The sequence below is a fragment of the Microbacterium abyssi genome, assembly GCF_015277895.1.
Taxonomy (GTDB): domain Bacteria; phylum Actinomycetota; class Actinomycetes; order Actinomycetales; family Microbacteriaceae; genus Microbacterium; species Microbacterium abyssi.
In genome coordinates this window covers 2222882-2245642 of record NZ_CP063815.1, presented here as the reverse complement: position 1 = coordinate 2245642, position 22761 = coordinate 2222882, and the positions used below count along the sequence as shown (strand labels likewise).

Here is a 22761-nt window from a genome sequence, read left to right as displayed (position 1 = left end):
CGCCCGAAGGTAGGATCGAAGGGTGAGCCAGGCCACCGTACATCTTCCCGTTCCCCGCATCCCACGATCGCGGGCGACGCGGCTTCAGGATATCCCGGTCGACGGACACAAGCGCGTTCTGCTCGCCGCCCCCCGCGGGTACTGCGCCGGTGTGGACCGCGCGGTCGTCGCCGTCGAGAAGGCCCTCGAGCGCTACGGGGCCCCGGTCTACGTGCGCAAGCAGATCGTGCACAACATCCACGTCGTCACAGAACTCGAGGAGAAGGGCGCGATCTTCGTCGAAGAGGTCGATGAGGTGCCCGAGGGCGCCAACGTCGTGTTCAGCGCGCACGGTGTCTCGCCGGCCGTGGTGAACGCGGCATCCGATCGCGGACTGCACGCCATCGACGCCACCTGCCCGCTCGTGACGAAGGTGCACCGCGAGGCGGTGCGCTTCGCCCGCGACGACTTCGAGATCCTGCTCATCGGCCACGAGGGGCACGAAGAGGTCGAGGGCACCGCCGGTCACGCGCCCGAGCGGGTCACCATCGTGAACTCGCCGGACGAGGCCGACACCGTCCAGGTCAAGGATCCGTCGAAGGTCGTCTGGCTCTCGCAGACCACGCTGTCGGTCGACGAGACCATGGAGACCGTGAACCGGCTGCGCACGCGCTTCCCCGAACTGCACAACCCGCCGTCCGACGACATCTGCTACGCCACGCAGAACCGTCAGGTCGCGATCAAGAAGGTCGCGAAGGATGCCGATCTCGTGATCGTCGTCGGCTCATCCAACTCGTCGAACTCCGTGCGCCTGGTCGAGGTTGCCCTCGAGTACGGAGCGAAGGCCGCCTACCGGGTCGACTACGCCGAAGAGGTCAAGCAGGAGTGGCTCGACGGCGTCGAGACGGTCGGCGTGACCAGCGGCGCATCGGTGCCGGAGGTGCTCGTCCGCGAGGTTCTCGAGGCACTCAGCAGCGCCGGTTATCAGGATGTCGAAGAGGTCAAGACCGCCGAAGAGGACCTGATGTTCTCACTCCCCAAGGAACTGCGTCAGGACAGTTCGGGCCAGCGAGACGCTCGCGCCCTCGGCGGACGCAGGGGGCCCGCATCGTCATGACCGATCGCCCCCAGTACGGCGAGTATGCGACTCCCGAGGAGCAACGTCGGCTCGCGGGGTTGCCGCCGGTGGATGCCGTGACCGAGGCCCCGATCGCCACTGCGGCGCCCGCCGCGTCAGCAGCCGAGGCTGCTCCCGCGCAGCCGGCCGCACGCCCGTGGGACCGGATCATCACGATCGCGCTTCTCACGTACGGCGTCGTCAACGTGTTCATGACGGGGATGTCGTACCTCGACCTGCCGACCATGATGAACGAGAGCATGAAGATCCTCGGCATCGAGGGAGAGTTCACGAACTTCGCCCAGGGCAAGGTGTGGGGCACGGTCGCCGCGATCGTGCTCGTCGTCGGCTGGGTGCTGACCGCCTGGCTGTCGATGCGGCGTCTGCGCTCGGGGAAGCTCACCTGGTGGCTGCCGCTGGCCGGAGCCGCGGCGACCATGCTCGTGGCGTCGGTCTGCATCACCATCCCGATGATGAACGATCCGGCCTTCATCGCCTATCTGGACGGTGCATCCGGGCGTTAGCGCTCCGCAGACACGAAGATGCCCCGGCCGTGGCGGCCGAGGCATCTTCCGTGAAACCGGCGGATTCAGCTCTTGGACTGGCCGTATGAGCCGAGCTGGCGGGTCGCCGCGACGACGCGCGCGGCCATCGCGGATTCTGCGACCTTGCCCCACGCGCGCGGGTCGTACAGCTTCTTGTTGCCGACCTCGTCGTCGACCTTCAGGACGCCGTCGTAGTTCTTGAACATGTAGTCGGCGATCGCACGCGTGTAGGCGTACTGCGTGTCGGTGTCGATGTTCATCTTGATAACGCCGTTGGCGACCGCGGTGGCGATCTCCTCGTCGGTCGAGCCGGAGCCGCCGTGGAACACGAGGTCGAGCGGGTTCGGGCCGGTGCCGTACTTCGCGGCGACCTGCTCCTGGATTTCGCCGAGGAGCTCCGGACGCAGCTTCACGCCGCCCGGCTTGTACACGCCGTGCACGTTGCCGAAGGTGAGGGCGGCGATGTAGCGCCCCTGCTCGCCGAGGCCCAGTGCCTGAACGGCCTGGTCGACGTCGGCGAAGGTCGTGTAGAGCGCCTCGTTCGAGCCCTCGTGCTGCACGCCGTCCTCTTCGCCGCCGACGACGCCGATCTCGACCTCGAGAATGGCGCCTATCGCCTTGATGCGGGGGAGCAGGTCCTTCGCGATCTCGATGTTCTCCGCGAGGGGAACAGCCGAGCCGTCCCACATGTGCGACTGGAAGATCGGGTTGCGGCCGGCCTTCACCTCTTCCTCGGATGCCGCGATGAGCGGTTCGACGAAGCCGGCGAGGGCGTCCTTCGGGCAGTGGTCGGTGTGCAGCGCCACGGTGACCGGGTAGTTCTTGGCGACCTCGGTGGCGTAGCGGGCGAACGCGAGTGCGCCGGTGGCGCGGCCCTTGATGGTGTGGCCGGCGAAGTAGTCGGCACCGCCGGTGGTCACCTGGATGATGCCGTCGGAGCCCGCCTCGGTGAGGCCCTGGAGCACGGCGTTGATGGTCTGAGAGCTGGAGACGTTGAATGCGGGGTACGCGAAGCCACCGGCCTTCGCGCGGTCGAGCATCTCTGCGTACTGTTCCGGAGTGGCGACGGGCATGAAATCTCCTGCGATAGATGAAGCCGGGACAGTGCTCACTCTATCGCTGGCGATGAGCGGATGCCGGGGCCTCCGACTTCGCCACGAGGAGGCGGCCTTCGCTCTCGTTAAGAAACGCCAATTCTTCACGCTGGGAGAGGCGAAAGTGCGGGTTGTCTCGCCATCTCGCTGGTTAGGCTGGCCCCATGGTGAGTCTGACGGCCGATATGAGCCCGCTGCGTCCCGATCGAAACCTCGCGCTGGAACTGGTGCGCGCCACCGAGGCGGCGTCGATCAGGGCGGTGCCGTTCATCGGCCGCGGCGACAAGGAGGCCGCCGACGGCGCCGCCGTCGACGCCATGCGCGCCTTCCTCGGCACCGTGAACTTCCAGGGCAGGGTCGTCATCGGCGAGGGGGAGAAGGACAACGCCCCGATGCTGTTCAACGGCGAGGTCGTCGGCTCAGGCCGCGGGCCCGAGTGCGACATCGCCGTGGACCCGATCGACGGCACCTCGCTCACCGCCGCCGGCCGCCAGAACGCTCTCTCGGTGATCGCGGTGTCCGACCGCGGCACAATGCTCGACGCCTCGAGCGTCTTCTACATGGACAAGCTCGTTACGGGCCCCGCAGGCGTCGGCGTCGTCGACATCCGCCTGCCCATCGGCGAGAACATCCGTCTGCTGTCGAAGGCGCTGGACAAGCCCATCGACGAGATCGTCGTGTCCGTGCTGAACCGCCCGCGCCACGAGAAGCTCATCGAGGAGATCCGCGAAGCAGGAGCCGGCACGCGCCTGATGAGCGACGGCGACGTCGCTGGCGGCATCAACGCCGCACGGCACGGCGCCCGCACCGACATGTGCGTCGGCGTGGGCGGCAGCCCGGAGGGCATCGTGACAGCGTGTGCGATCAAGGCGCTCGGCGGGCACATCCAGGGCCGCCTGTGGCCCCGCGACGACGAAGAGCGCCAGCGCGGCATCGACGCCGGCCTCAAGATGGACTACGTGTACGAGGCCGAGGAGCTCGTCAAGGGCGACAACACGCTGTTCGTCGCGACCGGCGTCACGGACGGACAGCTCGTGGCGGGAGTCCGGCGCGAAGGCAACTACGTGTACACCGAATCCGTCGTCCTGCGCGGCGCATCCGGCACGCTGCGGCGCATCTCCTCGGAGCACCTCGTCTCGAAGTGGCTCTGACGAGATCGTTACACACCCGGTGCTCCCGCTGAGGGTGGCTCTCCTGACGCTGCCAGCCTTTGCTGGCAGAATGGAAGACGCCACCGAGAGCCCATTCGCGGCGGCCTCCAGGAGGGTGAGACATGTCCACGGGACAGGCGGGAAGCGGCGACAAGTCCGCTCCGGTGAAGATGGTCACCACCAATACGGGGCGTATCCTCCGGGTCACCCCCGAAGACGAAGCAGCCCGCGCGGCTGCAGCCGCCGCAGCCACCCCTGCGCCCGCAAACGTTGACCCTGCCCGGCGCACCGATGTTCTCTTCCGCGTGCGTCGCGCTGAAGGACACGAACTCAGCCCGTGGTGGATGATCGGCGCTTTCGTCGTGACGTCCGGGCTGGTGATCGCCCTGCTCAGCTGGGTTCCCTACAGCGCCTGACGCTCCTCGTCGCTCAGCCGGTGCCGCACAGCGCCGAGGTCTGCCTCGATCTCGGAGACGGATTCGCCGCCGGTCAGCTCCGGCGCAGTGAACTTGCGCGCCGGGCTCGTGATCACGGGCGGTCCGTCCAGAGTTGATGCGTCGATGCCGGGGAACTGCCGGGCAGTGACGAGCACGCGGCTCTCCAGCGATCCGGCGAAGCGGTTGTAGCTGTCGACCGTGCGCTCGAGCGCACGGCGGAGGTCGTCGGCGTGACCGGCGAGAGTGCCGAGGCGATCGAACAGCTGCGTGCCGAGAGCGAGCAGCGTGCGGGCCTCCGTCGAGACCTCCTGCTGAGTCCAGGTGTACGCGACCGTCTTGAGTACCGCCCACAAGTTCACGGGCGACGCCAGTGCCACGCGCTTGCCGAAGGCGTAATCGAGCAGTGACGGGTCCTCATCGATCGCCGCGGCCAGCAGCGACTCGCTCGGCAGGAAGCAGATCACGAACTCGGGACTCGCATCCAGTCCGGTCCAGTACGCCTTCTTCGCGAGGGCGTCGATGTGCGCGCGCACCGCCTTGACGTGCTTCTGCATGTGCTGTCGGCGCTGCGCTTCGTTGGCATCGCCGACCAGGGCGCTGGCCTCGAGATACGCGTCGAGGGGCACCTTGGCATCCACGGCGATGGAGGTGCCGCCGGGCAGGCGGACGACCATGTCGGGGCGCCCCTGACCGCGATCGGAGGAGATGGTCGATTGCAGATCGAAGTCGACGTGCCGCGTGAGTCCGGCGGCTTCGACGACGCGCCGAAGCTGGGTCTCGCCCCAGACTCCGCGGGTGGATGTCGAGCGCAGGGCTCCCGCCAGCGACTCCGTCGTGGCGCGCAGCGCCTCGTCCGATTCCTGCGCACGTCTGAGCTGCTCGGCGAGCGACCCGAACTGCGCATGCCGCTCCTGCTCGAGGGAGGCGACCTTGCTCTGCATCTGCTGCAGCGACTCGCGCACGGGAGCGAGCGCCGTCAGCACGGCGTTCTGCTGCTGCACCCGATCGGCTTCGGCGCGCTGCTCGGTGCGGGCGTGCTCCACGGCATCCCGGTATAGGTCGTACTGCCGGTCGCGGTCTTCGCGGGCAGCGGCCAGCTCAGCCTGCGCGCGCGCGAGTTCGGTCGCGTCCTGCGCCTGCGCGCCCGAGACGCGCGCGGCATGCGCCAGCCAGCCCACGGCGGCACCGGCTGCGAGGGCGGCGACGATGAGGAGAACGATCAGCGGAGCATCCATACCGCCATGATGCCGAGGGCATCCGACATCGGCGTCGCGCCGCCCCGCAGCGGCGCCGGAGCGAGGTTCAGCGTGCGGCGTACTCGTCGAGGATCGCGCGCATGTCGGTCAGACCGAACTGGTCGGCGATCGCCGTGGCGGACAGTCCGCCGGCGTCCTGATCGGCACCGGCATCCAGCAGCATCCGCAGGAGCGTCTCGTTCTTGCGGAACACAGCGCACGAGATCGCGGTCTGCCCGTTGTTGTTGACGGCATCCAGCTCGGCGCCGCGTCGGATCAGATCCGCGACCGTGTGGGCCTCCTCGGCGTAGGTCGCAACGATCAGCATGGTGTCGCCGCGCGGATTGCGCAGGTCGACCGGCACGCCGGCGTCGATCATCTCGCCGAGCGGTCCCGTGCGTCCCTGCCGTGCGAGATCGAAGGTTCCCTCGATGACCTCGAGGCTGACCGGGGAGTCACCGGATGGATTCGTCATGCCGTCATTCTCTCGCGTCGGGCGCGGGAATGCACTCAGGCGGCCTGCTCGTGGACGACGGCGACGAGCGGCTCTGTCACGCGCAGGCTGAGGCCGCTCGCGAGGGCGTCGACGTCGGCGCTCGCTGTGCGGCGCGCGGCGTCGATGACGATCTGGGCGCAGGCGCGAGCATCTGCCAGTGCGTCGTGATGCGAGAACTCAGCGAACCCGGCGGCGGCCGCGGCCTTCGGAAGCCGGTACGAGTCGAGGTCGTACACCTTGCGGGCGACCTGCAGGCTGCACAGCGAACGATACGGTGGGCACTCGAGCGCGGTGACCTCGGATGCGGTGCGCAGCACCTTCAGGTCGAATCCGGCGTTGTGCGCCACGAGCACATCGGCGCCGGCGAAGCCGCACAGGCGGTCGAACTGCTCGGGCCAGGTGGCGGCGTTCGCGACATCCTGAGGGCGGATGCCGTGGATCTTGATGTTCCACTCCTGGAACTCGTCGTGTCCTGCCGGAGGACGGATCAGCCAGCCGGCCGTGGCGACTACCTGGCCGCCGCGGACACGCACCAGCCCGACGGAACAGGCGGATGCCGGGCTGGAGTTCGCGGTCTCGAAGTCGATGGCGGTGAAATCCAGGGGCACCTCTTCACCCTCTCCCCGGTGACGGATCAGACGCCGCAGACTCGCCGTAGGCTGGCGACATGGGCGATGAGCGGGCGACTTCCTTCGGCGCGGCGGCTGATCATTATGAGGCCGCGAGACCCGACTATCCGTTCGATGCGGTCGCCTGGATGCTTGAAACGCTGCCGCACGGATCACGTCGTGTCGCGGACGTGGGAGCAGGAACCGGCAAACTGACCCGGGTGCTCGCGGATGCGCCCGACGCCGAGGTGATCGCGATCGACCCCGACCCGGCGATGCTCGCTGTGCTCCGCCGTGCGGTTCCGGGGGTGCCGACGTTCCTCGGCACCGCTGAGCAGTTGCCCGTCCCCGATGCCAGCCTCGACGCCGTGGTGCTGGGACAGGCTTGGCACTGGGTGGATCCCGTTGAGGGCTCTGCGGAGATCGGCCGGGCCGTGCGCTCCGGCGGCACGCTCGGGCTCATCTGGAACACCCGCGACAACCGGACCGAGTGGGTGCGTCGACTCACGGCGATCATGCACTCCAGCGCTGCCGAGGTGATGCTCGACGAGTACGGTCCGACCGTTGCCGCCCCGTTCGCCGGGCTGGAGTCCCAGGAGTGGCACTGGGCGCGACCGATCACGCGCGCACAGCTGCACAGGATGGCCGATTCTCGCAGTCACCTCATCACAGCATCCGACTCGGATCGACGCGCCATCCACGTAGCGATGGACGCGCTGTTCGACGAGGTCGGCCTGCATGACGAGACGACAATCGAGTTGCCGTACGTGACCCGGGCATTCCGCGCGCTGCGGGAGTGAAGGCCGCGTGAGCGCGCGCCGGTAGACTCTTACCCCGTGGCTCTCACTATCGGAATCGTAGGCCTGCCCAACGTCGGCAAGTCCACCCTCTTCAACGCACTGACCAAGAACGACGTGCTCGCGGCGAACTATCCGTTCGCGACGATCGAGCCGAACGTCGGTGTGGTGAACCTCCCGGACTCCCGGCTCGACGTGCTCGCCGGGATCTTCGGCAGCGAGCGGATCCTTCCGGCGACCGTGTCGTTCGTCGATATCGCGGGCATCGTCCGCGGCGCGTCAGAGGGAGAGGGGCTCGGCAACCAGTTCCTCGCGAACATCCGTGAGGCGGATGCCATCGCCCAGGTGGTGCGCGGCTTCGACGACGACGACGTCGTGCACGTCGAGGGCGCGATCAACCCACAGGGTGACCTCGAGACGATCAACGCCGAGCTCATGCTCGCCGACCTGCAGACCGTCGAGAAGGCGATCCCTCGGTTCGAGAAGGAGGTTCGCGGCAAGAAGCTCGACCCTTCGGTGCTCGAGGCCGCGAACGCCGCGAAGGACGCGCTCGAGCGCGGCACGCTGCTCTCGGTGAGCGGCATCGATCTCGCGCCGATCAAGGAGCTCGGCCTGCTCACGTCGAAGCCGGTCATCTTCGTGTTCAACGTCGACGAGGCCGTGCTGACGGATGCTGCGCGCAAGGCCGAGCTCGAGGCTCTGGTCGCGCCGGCGAAGGCGATCTTCCTCGACGCCAAGATCGAGTCCGAACTCATCGACCTCGACCCGGAGGATGCCGCCGAGCTGCTGGAATCCACAGGTCAGGAGGAGTCGGGCCTCGACCAGCTCGCGCGCGTCGGCTTCGAGACCCTGGGTCTTCAGACTTACCTGACCGCGGGGCCGAAGGAGTCGCGTGCGTGGACGATCCCGCGCGGTGCCAAGGCGCCGCAGGCCGCAGGTGTCATCCACACCGACTTCGAGAAGGGCTTCATCAAGGCCGAGGTCATCTCGTTCGATGATCTGGTCGCGACCGGCTCGGTCGTCGAGGCGCGCGCCAAGGGGAAGGCGCGTCTGGAGGGCAAGGACTACGTCATGCAGGACGGCGACGTGGTGGAGTTCCGCTTCAACGTCTAGCCGTTGGTGACGCGGCGAAAGCTCGAGCTGAGCCGGAGGAGAGGGAGGTTCGGACGATGACGGATTCGACGAAGTCGATGCTGCGGGCGTTGCCGTCGTTGGCCGGGACCGCCCCACCACTGGACCTCGGGGATCTGCCGGAGGGCCCGGTGACGCTCTTCCTCGATTGGCTGGCCGTCGCCCAGCACCATGAGGTGGCGGAGCCGCACGCGATGACCTTGTCCACAGTCGACGCGAGCGGGATGCCGGATGCTCGCGTCGTGGTGCTGAAGGACGTGGATCAACGTGGCTGGGCCTTCGCCAGTACTCGGACGAGCGTCAAGGGTGGCCAGCTCGAAGTCTGCCCAAATGCGGCGCTCACCTTCTGGTGGCAGCCGCTCGTACGCTCCGTCAGGGTCCGTGGACCCGTGATCGAGGCATCGCGAGACGAGAGCCTTGCCGATCTGCAAGCCCGGAGCGTGGCGGCGCAACAGGCAGTCGATCCGGACGACTGGACTCTTTGGCGAGTCGTGCCGAATCGCGTGGAGTTCTGGCAGGGGTCGCCAGATCGCCGTCATGTGCGCATCGCCTTCGTGCGCGACGGTGATGGGTGGCGGTACGAGACCTGATCGCTCGCCGGAGGGTGGTCCTGAAGTCACTCGCCCGTCGGACGTCGACGATTGCGCTTGGTCTCGGAGAGCCGGCGCTTGCCCTCGAGGCGACGGCGCTGCGATCCACGCGTGGGACGGGTCGGGCGCCGAACGGTGTCGGGCATCACAGCATCGCGGAGGGTCTCGGCGAGTCGTTCCCGAGCAGCGGCGCGGTTGCGCAATTGAGAACGATGTTCCTCGGCGCTGATGGTGATCACCGTTCCTGAGAGCCTCGTCGCGAGCCGGCCAAGGACGCGTTCGCGCTGGACTTCGTCCAGAGCCGTGGTCGTCGCGAGGTCGAGGCTCAGCTGCACCCGGGAATCCGAGGTGTTGACCCCCTGTCCACCGGGACCCGAGGCATGGCTGAACTGCTCGATGAGTTCTCCGGCCGGCACGCGCAGGCCGAGCCGAGCGCCGGGTCCCGGCGGTACAAACACGTAGTCCACCTGACCAGTGTCCCGCAACCGGAACCGTGGATCGAGTTGAGCGGCGGCCGACTCCAGGCGCCAGGGTCGCTGGTCGGATGTCTCGCTCTCGCTGAATAAATGTGGAAGCCGTGCCTGTCTGTGGACCGCCCGCATGTAATTCGCATCACATTTGTGTAAGCGCTTGCAATCCCTCGACGGACGCACCTATCGTGACGGAAGTCAGCGCGTCTTCCCCGATCCTCCGACGCGCCGACGGACACATTCACGTAGGCAAAGGAGCACACCGTGACCCCCGCACGCACTCTTGATCGGCTCCCGGAACGATCGAAACGAAGTCAGACTTCGTGGGCGATCTTCGCTATCGGGCTGATGCTCGCTTCGCTGTTCGTCGCGCTCTCGCCGCCGAACAAAGCGGAGGCAGCGGCCCCCGGCCCGAAGGACACTATCGCTGTGATGTTCTCGTGGACCTGGAATGCGATCGCCGACGAATGCAAAAATACCCTGGGCCCGGCGGGATATGGGTATGTACAGACATCGCCGCCTCAGGAACACGTTCGCGGAAACCAATGGTGGACGTATTACCAGCCGGTCAGCTATCGACTCGAATCTCGACTAGGCACCGAGGCCGAGTTCAAGAAGATGATCGACACCTGTGAGGACGCGGGCGTCGGAGTTATCGTCGATGCGGTCATCAACCACATGAGTGGCCAATCCGCCGGCGGAACAGGTTGGGCAGGAACGCAATTCGGTCACTACAACTACCCGGGACTGTACAACGACGGCGATTTCCACTCCTGCCGCAGAGACATCTCGAATTACCAGGACCGATGGGACGTGCAGAACTGCAACCTGGTGAATCTGTCGGATCTGGATACCGGGTCGCAATCGGTGCAGCAGAAGATCGCTGATTACCTGAATCGGCTGGTCGATCTCGGGGCGTCAGGATTCCGAATCGACGCCGTCAAGCACATCTCGGCCGCCGACATGGAGGGCATCATGTCGAAGGTGAAGAAGCGTGACGAGCTGTATATCGTCCAGGAAGTCATCCGCGCGAATGAGCCGATTCAGCCAGAGGAATATCTGGGGATGGGTGATATCCACGAGTTCGCCTACGCACGCAAGCTCAAGGAAGCCTTCGGCGGTGGCACCCTCAACTGGCTGATCAGCGGCTCCGGAATCGGTGAGTCGTGGGACGGCTTCCTCGATCATGACGACGCCGGTGTGTTCGTCGACAACCACGACACGGAGCGTAACGGCGAGACGCTGAGCTACAAGAACGGCGACGTCTACGATCTCGCGCAGGTCTTCACGCTCGCGTGGAACTATGGCTCGCCGTCGATCCACTCCGGCTACACGTTCAGCAACTTCGATGCAGGACCCCCGCAGGTTGCGTCGGGTGAAGTGATCGATCAGGTGTGTGGAAGTGGCTCCGCATGGACCTGCAAGCACGCTCAGAACGACATCAAGAACATGGTCGGTTTCCGCGTCGCCACCTACGGGACGTCCGTGACCGACAAATGGACCAATGGCAGCAGCGCCGTTGCCTTCAGCCGGGGCGACAAGGGCACCGTCGTCATCAACCGCGGCGGTCAATTCACTCAGACGTTCAAGACCGGGCTTCCGGACGGTGAGTACTACAACGTCATCTCGGCCAAGAACGATCGCGGCAACTGGTCAGGCGACACCGTGACAGTCTCGGGCGGGCAGTTCTCCGCCACTGTGTCAGGAAACGATGCCGTCGCGATTCATGCAGACGCGAAGGTCGGCACCGGCACGTGTGTTGACGAGCAACCGCCCACCACTCCGAAGAACGTCAAGGCGGCCGCCTCGGGTACGGAAATCTCATTGACCTGGTCGGCGTCAACTGACGATTGCGCTGTCATGGGGTACGAGATCACGCGTACGGGTGGGGCGGACGGTACGAAGACCTTCCAGGCTGCAGGCACGTCCACCTCGTACACGGACCGTGGGCTCGCGCCGGAGACCGAATACCGGTACACCGTCGCTGCGAGCGATGGCGCGAACCAGTCGGACGAGAGCGCGCTGGCTGCTGCGACCACGGACGCGACGCCGACTGGTGAGGATCTGACTGTGTTCTACAAGACGGATAAGAGCTGGGACGCGTATTACGCGCATTTCCGTGTCGGCACTGGTGCGTGGACGAGCGCGCCGGGGACGAGGATGTCGGATGCGTGTGAAGGGTGGGTGTCGACGACGGTGCCTTCCGGTGCGTCTGGTTCGACGTTCGCGTTCAACAACGGGAGGGGTGCGTGGGACAACAACGGTTCCAAGGACTACGTCGTCAGCGGGACGACCGTCGCCATTGCCGGTGGTTCCGTGACGGCGGTGAGCCCGTGCGCCGAGCCGACTGGTGAGGATCTCACTGTGTTCTACAAGACGGATAAGAGCTGGGACGCGTATTACGCGCATTTCCGTGTCGGCACTGGTGCGTGGACGAGCGCGCCGGGGACGAGGATGTCGGATGCGTGTGAAGGGTGGGTGTCGACGACGGTGCCTTCCGGTGCGTCTGGTTCGACGTTCGCGTTCAACAACGGGAGGGGCGCGTGGGACAACAACGGTTCCAAGGACTACGTCGTCAGCGGGACGACCGTCGCCATTGCCGGTGGTTCCGTGACGGCGGTGAGCCCGTGCGCGGTGGAAGACCCGGAAGACCCGGAAGTCCCGGAAGACCCGGAAGTCCCGGGGGATCCGGGCAATCCAGGAACGCCGGTCGGCACCGATTACTCGGCCGGCTACTACCAGCAGAACCCGAACGGCCAGGTGGGGAAGACCGCGTCGGTCACCGTGGACGGTGACGCATCTGAATGGACCGAGGACATGATCATCGCTCAGGGCGTCGCCAACGACGATCCGCGCATTTTCCGCGGAAGCCATGAAGGGCCGGTGTACGACCCGTACGCGCTGTACGGGTCGTGGGACGACGAGAACGTCTACCTGATGTGGCAGTTCACCAACGTCACCGACGTGGTCGACCCCGGGCAGGGATACCCGATCAGCGACAACGGCAAGCCGTACAACGGTGATATTCCTCAAGGGATCGCGTTCGACGTCACGGATCGGGGCGGCGACGGCCTGATCGATGGCACCGAGCAGGGCATCTGGGGGATGCGCTACACCTTCGAGAACGAAGAGGCCGATCACGTCGCGATGTTCTCGAGCAAGCCCGGTGTGGGCAAGCCGGCGGTGTTCTCGCTGAACGACTCAGACGCCTTCGACTATGAGGCTGAGAATGTCACCAGCTTCGCAGACGGCGGTGTTGCCTACGCGTTCGGCGATGGATTCCACGGAGCTTCGCTGATGGGCATCGCAGCCAATGGGTATGAGGGATACGCACCAGCCGATCTCGCCGACGAAAGCGCCTTCAGCGATCTCCTCGGCGCGCATAGCACGGAACAGGACACCGTCTACGAGATGAAGATCCCGTTCTCGGTTCTCGGAACGACGCGCGCGGCTGTGGAGGAGAACGGGATCGGCGTGATGCTGATCTCGACCTTCGGGCAGTCCGCAATCGGTTCCTTGCCAAATGACCCTGCAACGCTCGATGCCGCGACGGATCCGTACACCGCCGATGAATCGACGTCCGCAGAGAAAGAGGACTGGGACGGGTTCACCGCGCAATTCGCGCGACTGGGCAAATAGAACAATCGCTCTGACCGCGGGCCCGACGTGCAGAAGACGCGTCGGGCCCGTTTCCGCGCTCGTCGGGGGAGTGGCGCGCATTCCTCGACGGGATGGGTCGGCGGGCATCGGTGACCGATGAAGTAAAGTAGCAGGGCCCGCTCGACGCCGCGCGACTCACATGCGAAGGCACCAGGAGACAGATACCAGTGACGAAGAAGAGCATCTTCGAGCCCGAAGGCCGCGCCGTGCCGTACCTCGTCGAGGGAGAGGGCCCCGTCTCCCTGGTGCTCGTGACTGTGCGCGACCTCGACAGCGACGGTCTCGGAGTAGTGGCGCACTACCTCGCCGAGGAGGCAGGCTTCCATGTCGTGCGCATCGGTCTGCAGGCCGATGGAGCGGATGCTGACGCCGCCCGCTCGCAGGCGACGGACGTCCTCGCGCTGATAGATCACCTCGGCCTCGAAGACACCTGGATCGGCGGCCACGGGTACGGCGGGACCGTCGCCCGGGCCTTCGCGGCTGCGCACACCGACCGTGTCAACGGTCTGCTGCTGCTCGGCGCCGAGGACGATGACACCCCGCTCGCACCCGCGATCCCCGTGCTGATCGTCCAGGGCACCGATGACACCGTCACGCCACCCGCCAACGGCGAGCGTCTGCAAGCCACCGCGCCCGAGCGTGCGAGCGTCAAGACACTCGAGGGCGCCGATCATTTCTTCCCGGTCACCCACCCCATCGAGACCGCCGTCATCATCGAGGAATACCTCGACTGGGATTGACGCGGTCTTCAGCGCAACTGAAGTTCGATGTGCGGGTGACCCGCGAACACCTCGAGCACGAGGTCGAAGTACGTCTTTCCGGTTCCGGCACGCAGCGCGTCGAGGTCGGACATGATGCGGGCCTCGTCGAACGCATGAGGCTGGGCCAGCTTGTCCAGCAGCCAGCGCTGCGTGGTCTCGAACCCGAGCACCTCGCGGCTGCGGGCATGATCGTGCCAGACGACGACGGCCGGATCGCCGTCGCGTGACTCTGCATCGAGGCGGTGGAGGACGTCGTTCAGGGCATCCAGACTGGTGCCCATCCGCCAGTCCTCGTCCCTCATGAACTCTCGGTTGAACTGCTCGAAGAGGTCGGCGATACCGCCGACCTCTTCGCCATCAATGCGGTACGCGGCCATCAGGACTCGGCCATCAGGCGTGCTGACCCGCATGCGGGCCTTCGCCGATCTCCTCGACCGTCTTGGCGTTGAACGCCGGCAGGTCGTCCGGCGTCCGGCTCGACACGAGACCGTCGTCGACCACGACCTCCTCGTCGACCCACGTCGCCCCGGCGTTGCGCAGATCGGTGCGAAGGCTCGGGTAGCTCGTGAGCTTCCGCCCGCGCACCACATCCGCCTCGACCAGGATCCATGCGCCGTGGCAGATCACCGCCACAGGCTTGTGGGCCTCGAAGAACGCCTTCGCGAAGGCGACGGCATCCTGATCCATCCGCAGATGATCCGCGTTCACGACGCCGCCGGGCAACACGAGCGCATCGAAAGCGGATGCATCGGCGCCGGCGACCGGCTGGTCGACATCCTGGACGTGTCCCTTCTTGCCGGTCACCTTCCCGTCGGCGGGCGAGACGAGCTGCGCTTGCGCGCCGGCATCCGTCACCGCACCCCAGGGGCTGGTCAGTTCGCTGTCCTCGAATCCGTCGGTGAGCAGGAACGCCACCTTCTTGCCATCGAGCTCTGCCATGATGTGTCTCCTTTCGGGGCTGCGTCTCGGGTGATCGGGGTCGGTCACTGACGACGAGGCGGCGGGTTCTGTGAATCCTTGGGATCGGGAACGGCCGGAGTTCCGGTCCGCACACCCTCGGGCGTGATTGGCTCGAAGCTCTCGTCGTCGTCGCGGGTCTCCTCGACTGGGACCTCGCTGGCCTGGTCGTTCTGGGGGTCCTTCGGGTCAGACATGTCGTCCTCCTTCGAATCGTCCACTCATCATCAGCGATCGCTCTCAAGCGCCACAGGGGGTTGACGGATGACAGCGAAGTGGGTGGAATGCCGAAGCATCCCACCCACTCGCACGTCTTACTCGATCAGGCCGGCTGTGGCAGGATCGTGAAACTCACGGCCCCCTGATCGTCCACTCCGGCGTCGAGCACCTTGTCGGAGAGAGCCTCGGCGGCGGTGTCCTCGAGGAAGACCCGGCTGCCCGGACCTTCGACGACGACATCAGCGGGTTCGGGGGAGGGCACGACGTGAACGGCGAAACGAGCCTCGCCGTTCGGTCCCTGTCCCTCCGCTGTCTGGATGCGAAGCCCCGCGTCTGCGCTGGCATCCTCTCGGCCGACGATCGTGGTGACGACGGCATCTGCATTCTCGGTCAGGGTGAGCACAGCGCTCTCCTTCCGTTTGCGGACATGCTCCGGACAGAACATGTCCGGGCCACGATTCCGCACTCGGGCGCTGTCTTCAACCTGAGCCCCGGGATTGTGAGGAAGCTCTCAAGTCCGGGCACCGGAACATCCGCCCGGCGGCCCGTGTCAACCCCCTGGGCGCACCGCGCCGGGTGCTGATGAATGGACGGGCAAGCCGACGACAGTGAGGAGACACCATGGCCCAGATCATCGAGACCATCGACGTCGAGGTTCCCGTCCGGGTGGCCTACAACCAGTGGACCCAGTTCGAGAGCTTCCCCGAGTTCCTCGACGAGGTCGTGTCCGTGACGCAGATCGACGACACCACGACTCGCTGGAAGGTCAACGTCGCCGGAGCGGACCGAGAGTTCGACGCCGTCATCGCGGAGCAGCATCCGGACGAGCGCGTCGCCTGGACGAGCACCGGCGGCGAGACGAAACACGCCGGCGCCGTCACCTTCCACAAGCTCACGGATGCGTCCACGCGCGTCACCGCTCAGATCGACTGGGAACCGGAGGGGTTCGTCGAGAAGGCCGGTGCGGTGGTCGGAGCGGGCTCGCATGCCGTCAAGAAGGATCTTCAGAACTTCAAGGAGTTCATCGAGAGTCGCGGCGCCGAAACCGGTGCTTGGCGGGGAGACGTCGAAGCCTGAGACTGCCCGAGCGGTCCGGTGACCCCATCCCCAGCACCGGGCCGCTCCGGCACGCCGAGCTGCCTGTCAGGCGCGCAGCTGTTTGCGCAGGAAGACCTGCTCGGTGCCGTCATCCTGCGGAACGCGCTGAGTCTGCACGTAGCCGCGCGACTCGTAGAGGCGGATGTTGGCCTCGCTGAGGCTCCCGGTGAACAGCTCGGCCTCACGGGCGGTGCTGCCGTCCTCGGCAGCTTGGAGCAGCGCCCGCCCGATCCCCTCGCCCTGCATATCGGGTGCGATCGCGATACGCCCGATCAGGAGGAGATCGCCGTCCTGGACCGCGCGGACGGCCCCGACGAGCCGCCCGTCGGTTCGAGCCACCCATCCGTCGTTCTCGGAGATCTCCGACTTCAGCTGCTCGAGAGTCTGCGTCAGCGGGGGCATGTCGACGCCGCCGTAGATGAGTGCCTCCGACACGAATGCCGCGCGCTGCACGGTCAGGATCTCACCCGCATCCTCCGGGGCCACGCGGCTGATCGTGAACGAGACTGGCGCCGGACCTTCCTCGCGCAGGCGCGGCTCGCTGCGCAGCTCGGGTCGGAACCCGGACTTGTCGGAGTAGAACGTCCGGATCCGGTCCATGTCCGCGGTGATGTCTCCGGTGACGTCGAACGTGGGGCCGATCCCCGTCGTCATGGTGGTGCGATCGACGAAGCAGAGTGTGACCGGCATCCCGGCATCCTGCGCGATGCGGTAGAAACCCGACTTCCAGTACTCATTGCTGCCGCGAGTGCCGTCGGGCGTGACCACGAGGCCGAACACCTCGCCCGCGCGGATGCGGGCGACCACGTCGGAGACGACGCGGCTCGGATCGGCGCGATCGACGGGGATGCCGCCGAGTCGGCGCATGACGGGGCCGCGCCAGCCCGCGAAGAGGCTCTTCTTGCCGAGCCACCGGATCTCCACGCCCAGCCTCCAGGCGATCGCGAGCATGAGCGCGAAGTCCCAGTTCGAGGTGTGCGGCGCGCCGACCAGGACGGTCGGACGGGAAGGTGCGGGTTCGCCGACCAGCTTCCAACGGCTGAGGGCCCAGAAGGCGCGGGCGATGAGTCGTCGCAGCATGTCTCAACCGTAGGCGAGGCGGCATGCGCGATCCGGCATGGGCGCGTTCATCGCGAACGCAGCGTCGAGCGTGCCATCAGCGGCAGCACGAGCCACAGACCGACGACGACGAGCGCCCCGACGGCGAGGACGACGATCGCGATGGTGCGATCCAGGGTGAAGTCGACGATCAGAGTGGTGACGCCGACGCTGAGCACGCCGACGACCACCAGGTCGGCCTTGACCATCATCGAGCCCATCCGCACGAGTTCGGGCTTGCGGCGCTGTCCGAACAGCGAACGATGCATGCCGACAGGAGCGAGGGCGAGGATCGTCGCCAACGCGGCGAGGCCGACGAGGATGAGGTACAGCCCGACCTGCAGCGGGTCGAGCTCGGTGAAACGCGGCTGGAAGGCGACTGCGAGCAGGAATCCTGAGAGCACCTGTGTGCCGGTCTGCATGACCCGCAACTCCTGCATGAGCTCCTCCCAGTTGCGGTCGGCGCGCTCGTTCGGCGTCTCATCACGGCCGTCCTCGCGGAGGACATCGTCTGAGGGGTCATCTCGGTGCATGGGTCGAGTCTTCTGCGATGCCGCCGGTTCTGTCCAGTCCCTTGACGATGCGGGCATCGACGGCGCGGATCCCGCGGCCGAGCCGAAGTCCGATAGTCGGCGTAGCATGGGTGCCATGACTTCTTCGCAGACTCAGGACGCGGTGCAGGCCGATGCCACGCAGGGCGCGCCGCTGATGGCACCCGCGGGCCTCAACCTGCTGGGCGAGGAGAACGCGGGAGGCTGCTGCGGTGGCGGCTCCTGCGCGATGCCCGGCGCGTAAACCGCACCGGGCACCACGCCTGCCAGGTCAGTGCCCTGCGACGAACTCCGCGTCGACGTCATCCGCCGGCTTGCGCACGAAGGCGCTCAGCGCCACCGCGCCCAGCGAGATGATCGCGGCGATCAGGAACGCCATCCGCGCACCCGGTGCGCCGGCCGCAGCGGTGTCGAGCCCTTCGTGCTCGCCGGCGTGCAGGATCGACGAGTACACCACAGTCAGCAGAGCGACACCGGCGGCGCCGCCCACCTGCTGGATCGTGTTCAGCGCGGCGGAACCGTGCGAGTACAGGTGACGACGCAGCGATCCGAGCGACGCCGAGAACAGCGGTGTGAACGACATCGCCAGCCCCACCGACATGATCGCCTGCGCGATCACCAGCAGCCACCACACGGTGTGCTCGCCGACCGTCGAGTAGAAGAACAGCGCGGCCGAGACCATGATCGTGCCGGGGATGAGCAGCGTGCGCGTACCGCGAGCGTCGTAGATGCGGCCCATCACGGGGCCCAGCAGTCCCATGAGCACGGAACCGGGCAGCAGGACGAGTCCTGACTGGAGGGCGTCGAGACCCGCGACGTTCTGCAGGTACTGCGGCAGCAGGACGAGCGTTCCGAACATCGAGAGCGCGAGGATCGCCATCACGATCACGGCGATCGTGTAGTTGCGGGTGCGGAACACGCGCAGGTCGAGCAGCGCGTCGTCCACGCGCTGCAGCACGAGCTGGCGCCAGACGAACAGAGCGAGAGCGATGCCCCCGATCACGAGCGACACGACGCCGATCGTCGCTCCGCCAGATTCGCCTTCGCCGCCGAACTGACTGAGGCCGTAGACGACGCCGCCGAAGCCGAATGCGGAGAGCACGACTGAGAGCACGTCGATCGGAGCGTCGGTCGTCTCGCCGAGGTTCGTCATCCACTTGGCGCCCATCGCGAGGGCGATGATCGCGATCGGGAGGACGATGGCGAACAGCAGACGCCAGCTCGCCACGTTCAGCACGGCGCCCGCGAGGGTCGGACCGATGGCGGGGGCGAGCGAGATGACGAGCCCGACGCGGCCCATCATGCGTCCGCGCGACTGCGGGGGCACGACGTTCATCATCGTCGTCATCAGCAGCGGCATCATGATGCCGGTGCCGCCGGCCTGGATCACGCGACCCACCAGAAGCACGGCGAACCCCGGCGCGAGCAGGCACACCAGGGTGCCGAGCGTGAACGCGCTCATCGCGGCGATGAAGATCTGACGCGTGGTGAAGCGCTGCAGCAGGAAGCCGGTCGTCGGGATGACGATCGCCATCGTCAGCATGAACGCGCTCGTGAGCCACTGCCCGAGCTCGGGCGGGATGCCGAGGTCGGTGTTCAGGTGCGGGATCGCGATGCCCATCGTGGTCTCGTTCAGGATCGCGACGAAGGCGGCCACCAGCAGCAGCCAGATCACGCGCATGTCCGAGGGCGCGATGAGCGGTGCGGGCTTGACGGCGGGAACCGACCCGGTTGATGTGGTGGCCAAAGCGTCTCCTCAGTGCGTGGGTGTGGCGGAAGGCCTGAGACGGAACCGACAGACCCGGCATCCGCTCGTGCGCGACGTTCCAGGATAACCCCGTCCGAACGCGGCGCATTCCCGCCGGGATGAGATTTTCTCGCGGATTAGGCTGAGCGCATGAGCATGGGCGGAATGGGCGGCGGACGCGGCGGAGGCGGCGGCGGATTCCGCGGCGTCGACGAGGCGGCGCAGAAGAAGCTGAACGCCCAGGCGCCAAGGATCGAAGGACTCGGAAGGCGCGTCGTGGCGCTGTTCCGCCCCTACCTCGGCCGCATCATCGTCACCGGCGTCCTCGTCATCGTCGGCGCTGCGATCGCCGTCATCCCGCCGTTGATCGTGCAGCGCATCTTCGACGACGCGCTGTTCCCCGTCGACGGCGGCGGCCCGGAGATCGGGCTTCTCATTCGCCTGGTGCTCGCCATGATCGGGCTCTTCCTGCTCTCCGCGGTGCTCGGCGTCGCGCAGACCTGGCTGACCTCCACGGTCGGCAACAGCGTCACCGGCGACCTGCGCGTGCGCCTGTTCGAGCATCTGCAGGCCATGGAGCTCGGCTTCTTCACGCGAACCAAGACCGGCGTCATCCAATCCCGCCTGCAGAACGACGTCGGCGGGGTGTCCGGCGTGCTCACGAACACGGTCACCAGCATCCTCGGCAATGTCGTCACGGTGATCGCCTCGCTCGTCGCGATGATCCTCATCGACTGGCGGCTCACGCTCATCGCCGTCGTGCTGATGCCGTTCCTCATCATCGTGCAGCGCAAGGTCGGCCAGGTGCGCGCACGGATCGCGGGGGAGACACAGGAGTCGCTGTCGGAGCTGACCGCCATCACGCAGGAGACGCTGAGCGTGTCGGGCATGCTGCTGTCGAAGGCGTTCAACCGCCAGCGCACCGAGTCCGAGCGCTACCAGGCAGAGAACCGCAACCAGGTCACGCTGCAGGTGCGCCGGGCCATGAGCGGTCAGGGGTTCTTCGCCGTCGTGCAGGTGCTGATGGCATCCGTCCCCGCGGTGATCTACCTCGTCGCCGGGTATCTCATCGCGGGCGGCGAGGGCGCGATCACGGCCGGAACCGTCGTCGCGTTCACCACCGTGCAGGCGCGCCTGCTGCAGCCGCTGATGGGGCTGATGCGCGTCTCGCTCGATCTGCAGACGTCGTCCGCGCTGTTCGCGCGCATCTTCGAGTACCTCGATCTGGTGCCGGAGATCGAGGACGCACCCGACGCCATCCCGGTGTCGCAGGCGCCCGGCCCGCGCGGGCGCGTCGAGTTCCAGGACGTCGTCTTCCGATACCCGGATGCCGCGCCCGACACCCGCCCGACACTGCAGGGGGTCTCGTTCACGGCCGACCCCGGCCAGCACGTCGCGTTCGTCGGCCCGTCCGGTGCCGGCAAGACCACCGTGCTGTACCTGGCGCCGCGACTGTACGAGGCGCACGCCGGGAGCGTGCTGTTCGCCGGGGCGGACGTCCGCACGCTCACGCAAGAGTCGATCATCGACGACGTCGGGATCGTCTCGCAGGAGACGTATCTGTTCCACGCGACGATCCGCGAGAACCTGCTCTACGCCAAGCCCGGAGCGTCGGAGGACGAGCTGATCGCGGCATGCCGGGCGGCGAACATCCACCACATCATCGCCGGTTTCGAGCGCGGCTACGACACCGTCGTCGGAGAGCGGGGCTACCGCCTGTCCGGCGGAGAGAAGCAGCGCATCGCGATCGCGCGCGTGCTGCTGAAGGACCCGCCGGTGCTCCTGCTCGACGAGGCGACCAGCGCCCTCGACACCGTGTCGGAGCGCGTCGTGCAGGAGGCCCTCGACGAAGCCGCCAAGGGGCGCACCGTGCTGTCGATTGCGCATCGACTGTCGACCGTGATGGGCGCCGACGTGATCCACGTGCTCGAGGCCGGACGCATCGTCGAATCGGGGACGCACAGCGAACTGCTGGCGCAGGGCGGGCTCTACGCCGAGCTCGCCGCGCAGCAGGTGGCGGCGTCGCAGATCCTCGACACCGAGACGAAGATCGAGCAGACGACCGGCGGCGCACTGGTGCCCGCGTTCACGGATCGGCGGGCCGATCGTGCCCCGGAGGGTTCAGTCGCGGAGGATGCCGTGGACACGCTCACCGCGTCGGTTCCGCTGCTCGACGGACCGCCGGCCGACCAGCGGGTGTATCCGGCCGACGGATGATCCGGACCGCGTCAGTGCGCGGACATGCCGCCGTCCACGAACAGCGAGTGGCCGGTGATGTAGGCCGAGCCTGCGCCGGCGAGGAAGACGGCTGCCGCGGCGAAGTCGCTCGGCAGTCCGTTCCGGCCGATCATGGTGCGCTCGGCGAGCTCCGCCACCTTGACCGGATCATCCTGCAACCGGGCGTTCAGGGGAGTGAGCACGAAACCGGGGACGAGCGTATTGCTGGTGACGCCGTGGTGACCCCACGCCTCGGCCTCTGACCGCATGAGCGATTCGACAGCGCCCTTCGACGCACCGTAGATGCCGCTGCCGACGAACGCGCGGTGCGCCTGCTGCGAGCTGATGTGGATGAGGCGGCCGTAGCCGCGCTCGGCCATGCCGACGCCGTACCGCTGCCCGAGCAGGAATGGCGCGAGGGCGTTCACGGTCATCGTGGCATCCCAGTCGTCCTCGGTGATCTCGGCGTAGGGCGGGCGGATGTTGATGCCGGCGGAGTTCACCAGGATGTCGGGTTCGCCGAACGGCGAGGTCGCGGCTTCCGCGGCCTCGCGGATGCCGGTGCGAGTGCTCAGATCGCCCGAGATGCCGGCGATGCGGCATCCCTCGCCTGTCAGCGTCGCGACGGTCTCGTCGATGCGCTCCCGGCCGCGAGCGACGATGACGACGGATGCGCCGGCGCGAGAGAGGGCGGTCGCGATGCCGCGGCCGATGCCCGAACTGCCGCCGGTGACGACCGCGGTGCGGCCGTCGAGTGAGAAAAGGGAATCCAGGTAGGCGTTCATCATTGCTCCGGTAGGCCG

The 22761-nt window shown here is 66.9% G+C and carries 25 protein-coding genes and 1 pseudogene; 12 read left to right on the top strand and 14 right to left on the bottom strand.

From position 1 onward, the window contains the following. Positions 1-22 precede the first annotated feature (22 nt). Both IM776_RS10945 and IM776_RS10940 read left to right on the top strand, forming a co-directional pair. Positions 23-1096: a 4-hydroxy-3-methylbut-2-enyl diphosphate reductase gene (locus IM776_RS10945; protein WP_194420071.1), complete on the top strand. Its 1074-nt coding sequence runs from the start codon at positions 23-25 to the stop codon at positions 1094-1096. Beyond that, on the top strand, positions 1093-1620 hold the full coding sequence (locus tag IM776_RS10940) for a DUF6264 family protein (protein ID WP_194420070.1): 528 nt from the start codon (positions 1093-1095) through the stop codon (positions 1618-1620). Before IM776_RS10945 ends, IM776_RS10940 begins: the two co-directional genes overlap by 4 nt. Positions 1621-1685: 65 nt before the next feature. Here the strand turns inward: IM776_RS10940 and fbaA are convergent, their stop codons facing one another. After that, complete coding sequence (fbaA, locus tag IM776_RS10935) at positions 1686-2714, bottom strand: class II fructose-bisphosphate aldolase (RefSeq protein WP_194420069.1); 1029 nt, start codon at positions 2712-2714, stop codon at positions 1686-1688. 185 nt (positions 2715-2899) lie between these two features. On the opposite strand from fbaA, the gene glpX reads away from it, so the two are divergent. Together glpX and IM776_RS10925 are read left to right on the top strand one after the other, a co-directional pair. Then, positions 2900-3886, top strand: a complete 987-nt coding sequence (glpX, locus tag IM776_RS10930; RefSeq protein ID WP_194420068.1) for a class II fructose-bisphosphatase — start codon at positions 2900-2902, stop codon at positions 3884-3886. 122 nt (positions 3887-4008) lie between these two features. Then, the gene (locus IM776_RS10925) at positions 4009-4302 is read left to right on the top strand and encodes a hypothetical protein (protein ID WP_194420067.1); all 294 of its coding nucleotides are present in this window, start codon (positions 4009-4011) and stop codon (positions 4300-4302) included. Here IM776_RS10925 and IM776_RS10920 read toward each other — a convergent pair. The 3 genes from IM776_RS10920 to IM776_RS10910 form a co-directional block, all read right to left on the bottom strand. Further along, positions 4290-5558, bottom strand: coding sequence for a DNA recombination protein RmuC (locus IM776_RS10920; RefSeq protein ID WP_194420066.1), 1269 nt, complete (start codon positions 5556-5558; stop codon positions 4290-4292). The genes IM776_RS10925 and IM776_RS10920 overlap by 13 nt on opposite strands. A 67-nt stretch (positions 5559-5625) precedes the next feature. Continuing rightward, positions 5626-6033, bottom strand: a complete 408-nt coding sequence (locus tag IM776_RS10915; protein WP_194420065.1) for an ankyrin repeat domain-containing protein — start codon at positions 6031-6033, stop codon at positions 5626-5628. A gap of 35 nt (positions 6034-6068) precedes the next feature. Then, positions 6069-6662, bottom strand: coding sequence for a 3'-5' exonuclease (locus IM776_RS10910; RefSeq protein WP_194420064.1), 594 nt, complete (start codon positions 6660-6662; stop codon positions 6069-6071). A gap of 59 nt (positions 6663-6721) precedes the next feature. On the opposite strand from IM776_RS10910, the gene IM776_RS10905 reads away from it, so the two are divergent. Genes IM776_RS10905 through IM776_RS10895 form a run of 3 tightly spaced genes read left to right on the top strand, consistent with a single transcriptional unit; the run spans position 6722 to position 9180 of the window. Continuing rightward, positions 6722-7462 (top strand): class I SAM-dependent methyltransferase, encoded by a 741-nt coding sequence (locus tag IM776_RS10905; protein WP_194420063.1) that lies wholly within the window; start codon positions 6722-6724, stop codon positions 7460-7462. A 36-nt stretch (positions 7463-7498) separates the two neighbouring features. Beyond that, positions 7499-8572, top strand: a complete 1074-nt coding sequence (gene ychF / locus IM776_RS10900; protein WP_194420062.1) for a redox-regulated ATPase YchF — start codon at positions 7499-7501, stop codon at positions 8570-8572. A gap of 56 nt (positions 8573-8628) precedes the next feature. After that, on the top strand, positions 8629-9180 hold the full coding sequence (locus IM776_RS10895; RefSeq protein WP_194420061.1) for a pyridoxine/pyridoxamine 5'-phosphate oxidase: 552 nt from the start codon (positions 8629-8631) through the stop codon (positions 9178-9180). Between the two features lie 26 nt (positions 9181-9206). On the opposite strand, the gene arfB is transcribed toward IM776_RS10895, so the two are convergent. Next, complete coding sequence (gene arfB, locus IM776_RS10890) at positions 9207-9647, bottom strand: alternative ribosome rescue aminoacyl-tRNA hydrolase ArfB (protein WP_194420060.1); 441 nt, start codon at positions 9645-9647, stop codon at positions 9207-9209. 267 nt (positions 9648-9914) lie between these two features. Between arfB and IM776_RS10885 the strand changes: the two genes are divergently transcribed. Together IM776_RS10885 and IM776_RS10880 are read left to right on the top strand one after the other, a co-directional pair. Then, the gene (locus IM776_RS10885; protein ID WP_194420059.1) at positions 9915-13289 is read left to right on the top strand and encodes a carbohydrate binding domain-containing protein; all 3375 of its coding nucleotides are present in this window, start codon (positions 9915-9917) and stop codon (positions 13287-13289) included. Between the two features lie 188 nt (positions 13290-13477). Continuing rightward, positions 13478-14050, top strand: coding sequence for an alpha/beta fold hydrolase (locus IM776_RS10880; protein WP_228479726.1), 573 nt, complete (start codon positions 13478-13480; stop codon positions 14048-14050). An 8-nt stretch (positions 14051-14058) separates the two neighbouring features. On the opposite strand, the gene IM776_RS10875 is transcribed toward IM776_RS10880, so the two are convergent. From IM776_RS10875 to IM776_RS10860, 4 genes are all read right to left on the bottom strand, one after another. Next, a complete protein-coding gene (locus IM776_RS10875; RefSeq protein ID WP_228479725.1) occupies positions 14059-14481 on the bottom strand; it encodes a barstar family protein in 423 nt (140 codons plus the stop codon). Beyond that, positions 14462-15010: a type 1 glutamine amidotransferase domain-containing protein gene (locus IM776_RS10870; RefSeq protein WP_194420058.1), complete on the bottom strand. Its 549-nt coding sequence runs from the start codon at positions 15008-15010 to the stop codon at positions 14462-14464. Before IM776_RS10870 ends, IM776_RS10875 begins: the two co-directional genes overlap by 20 nt. 44 nt (positions 15011-15054) lie before the next feature. Continuing rightward, the gene (locus tag IM776_RS10865) at positions 15055-15225 is read right to left on the bottom strand and encodes a hypothetical protein (protein ID WP_194420057.1); all 171 of its coding nucleotides are present in this window, start codon (positions 15223-15225) and stop codon (positions 15055-15057) included. 125 nt (positions 15226-15350) lie between these two features. Then, positions 15351-15650 carry a Fe-S cluster assembly protein HesB gene (locus tag IM776_RS10860; protein WP_194420056.1) on the bottom strand — a complete coding sequence of 100 codons (300 nt, stop codon included), beginning with the start codon at positions 15648-15650 and terminating at the stop codon, positions 15351-15353. Positions 15651-15868: 218 nt separating this feature from the next. On the opposite strand from IM776_RS10860, the gene IM776_RS10855 reads away from it, so the two are divergent. Next, positions 15869-16324 carry an SRPBCC family protein gene (locus IM776_RS10855; protein ID WP_194420055.1) on the top strand — a complete coding sequence of 152 codons (456 nt, stop codon included), beginning with the start codon at positions 15869-15871 and terminating at the stop codon, positions 16322-16324. A gap of 66 nt (positions 16325-16390) precedes the next feature. Here the strand turns inward: IM776_RS10855 and IM776_RS15880 are convergent, their stop codons facing one another. From IM776_RS15880 to IM776_RS10845, 3 genes and pseudogenes are all read right to left on the bottom strand, one after another. Next, positions 16391-16747 carry a GNAT family N-acetyltransferase gene (locus IM776_RS15880; RefSeq protein ID WP_323741062.1) on the bottom strand — a complete coding sequence of 119 codons (357 nt, stop codon included), beginning with the start codon at positions 16745-16747 and terminating at the stop codon, positions 16391-16393. Positions 16748-16855: 108 nt separating this feature from the next. Next, positions 16856-17425, bottom strand: a pseudogene (locus tag IM776_RS10850) (1-acyl-sn-glycerol-3-phosphate acyltransferase); the annotation flags it as partial. Between the two features lie 47 nt (positions 17426-17472). After that, entirely contained in the window at positions 17473-17976 is a 504-nt protein-coding gene (locus IM776_RS10845) for a DUF6328 family protein (protein ID WP_194420054.1), read from the bottom strand. A 115-nt stretch (positions 17977-18091) separates the two neighbouring features. Here IM776_RS10845 and IM776_RS10840 point away from each other — a divergent pair, with 115 nt between their 5' ends. Then, entirely contained in the window at positions 18092-18238 is a 147-nt protein-coding gene (locus IM776_RS10840; RefSeq protein WP_194420053.1) for a hypothetical protein, read from the top strand. Between the two features lie 27 nt (positions 18239-18265). Here the strand turns inward: IM776_RS10840 and IM776_RS10835 are convergent, their stop codons facing one another. After that, positions 18266-19675 carry an MDR family MFS transporter gene (locus tag IM776_RS10835; protein WP_194422615.1) on the bottom strand — a complete coding sequence of 470 codons (1410 nt, stop codon included), beginning with the start codon at positions 19673-19675 and terminating at the stop codon, positions 18266-18268. Between the two features lie 222 nt (positions 19676-19897). Here IM776_RS10835 and IM776_RS10830 point away from each other — a divergent pair, with 222 nt between their 5' ends. Beyond that, positions 19898-21958 (top strand): ABC transporter ATP-binding protein, encoded by a 2061-nt coding sequence (locus IM776_RS10830; RefSeq protein WP_194422614.1) that lies wholly within the window; start codon positions 19898-19900, stop codon positions 21956-21958. A gap of 11 nt (positions 21959-21969) precedes the next feature. Here the strand turns inward: IM776_RS10830 and IM776_RS10825 are convergent, their stop codons facing one another. After that, positions 21970-22743: an SDR family NAD(P)-dependent oxidoreductase gene (locus IM776_RS10825; protein WP_194420052.1), complete on the bottom strand. Its 774-nt coding sequence runs from the start codon at positions 22741-22743 to the stop codon at positions 21970-21972. Positions 22744-22761: the final 18 nt, after the last annotated feature.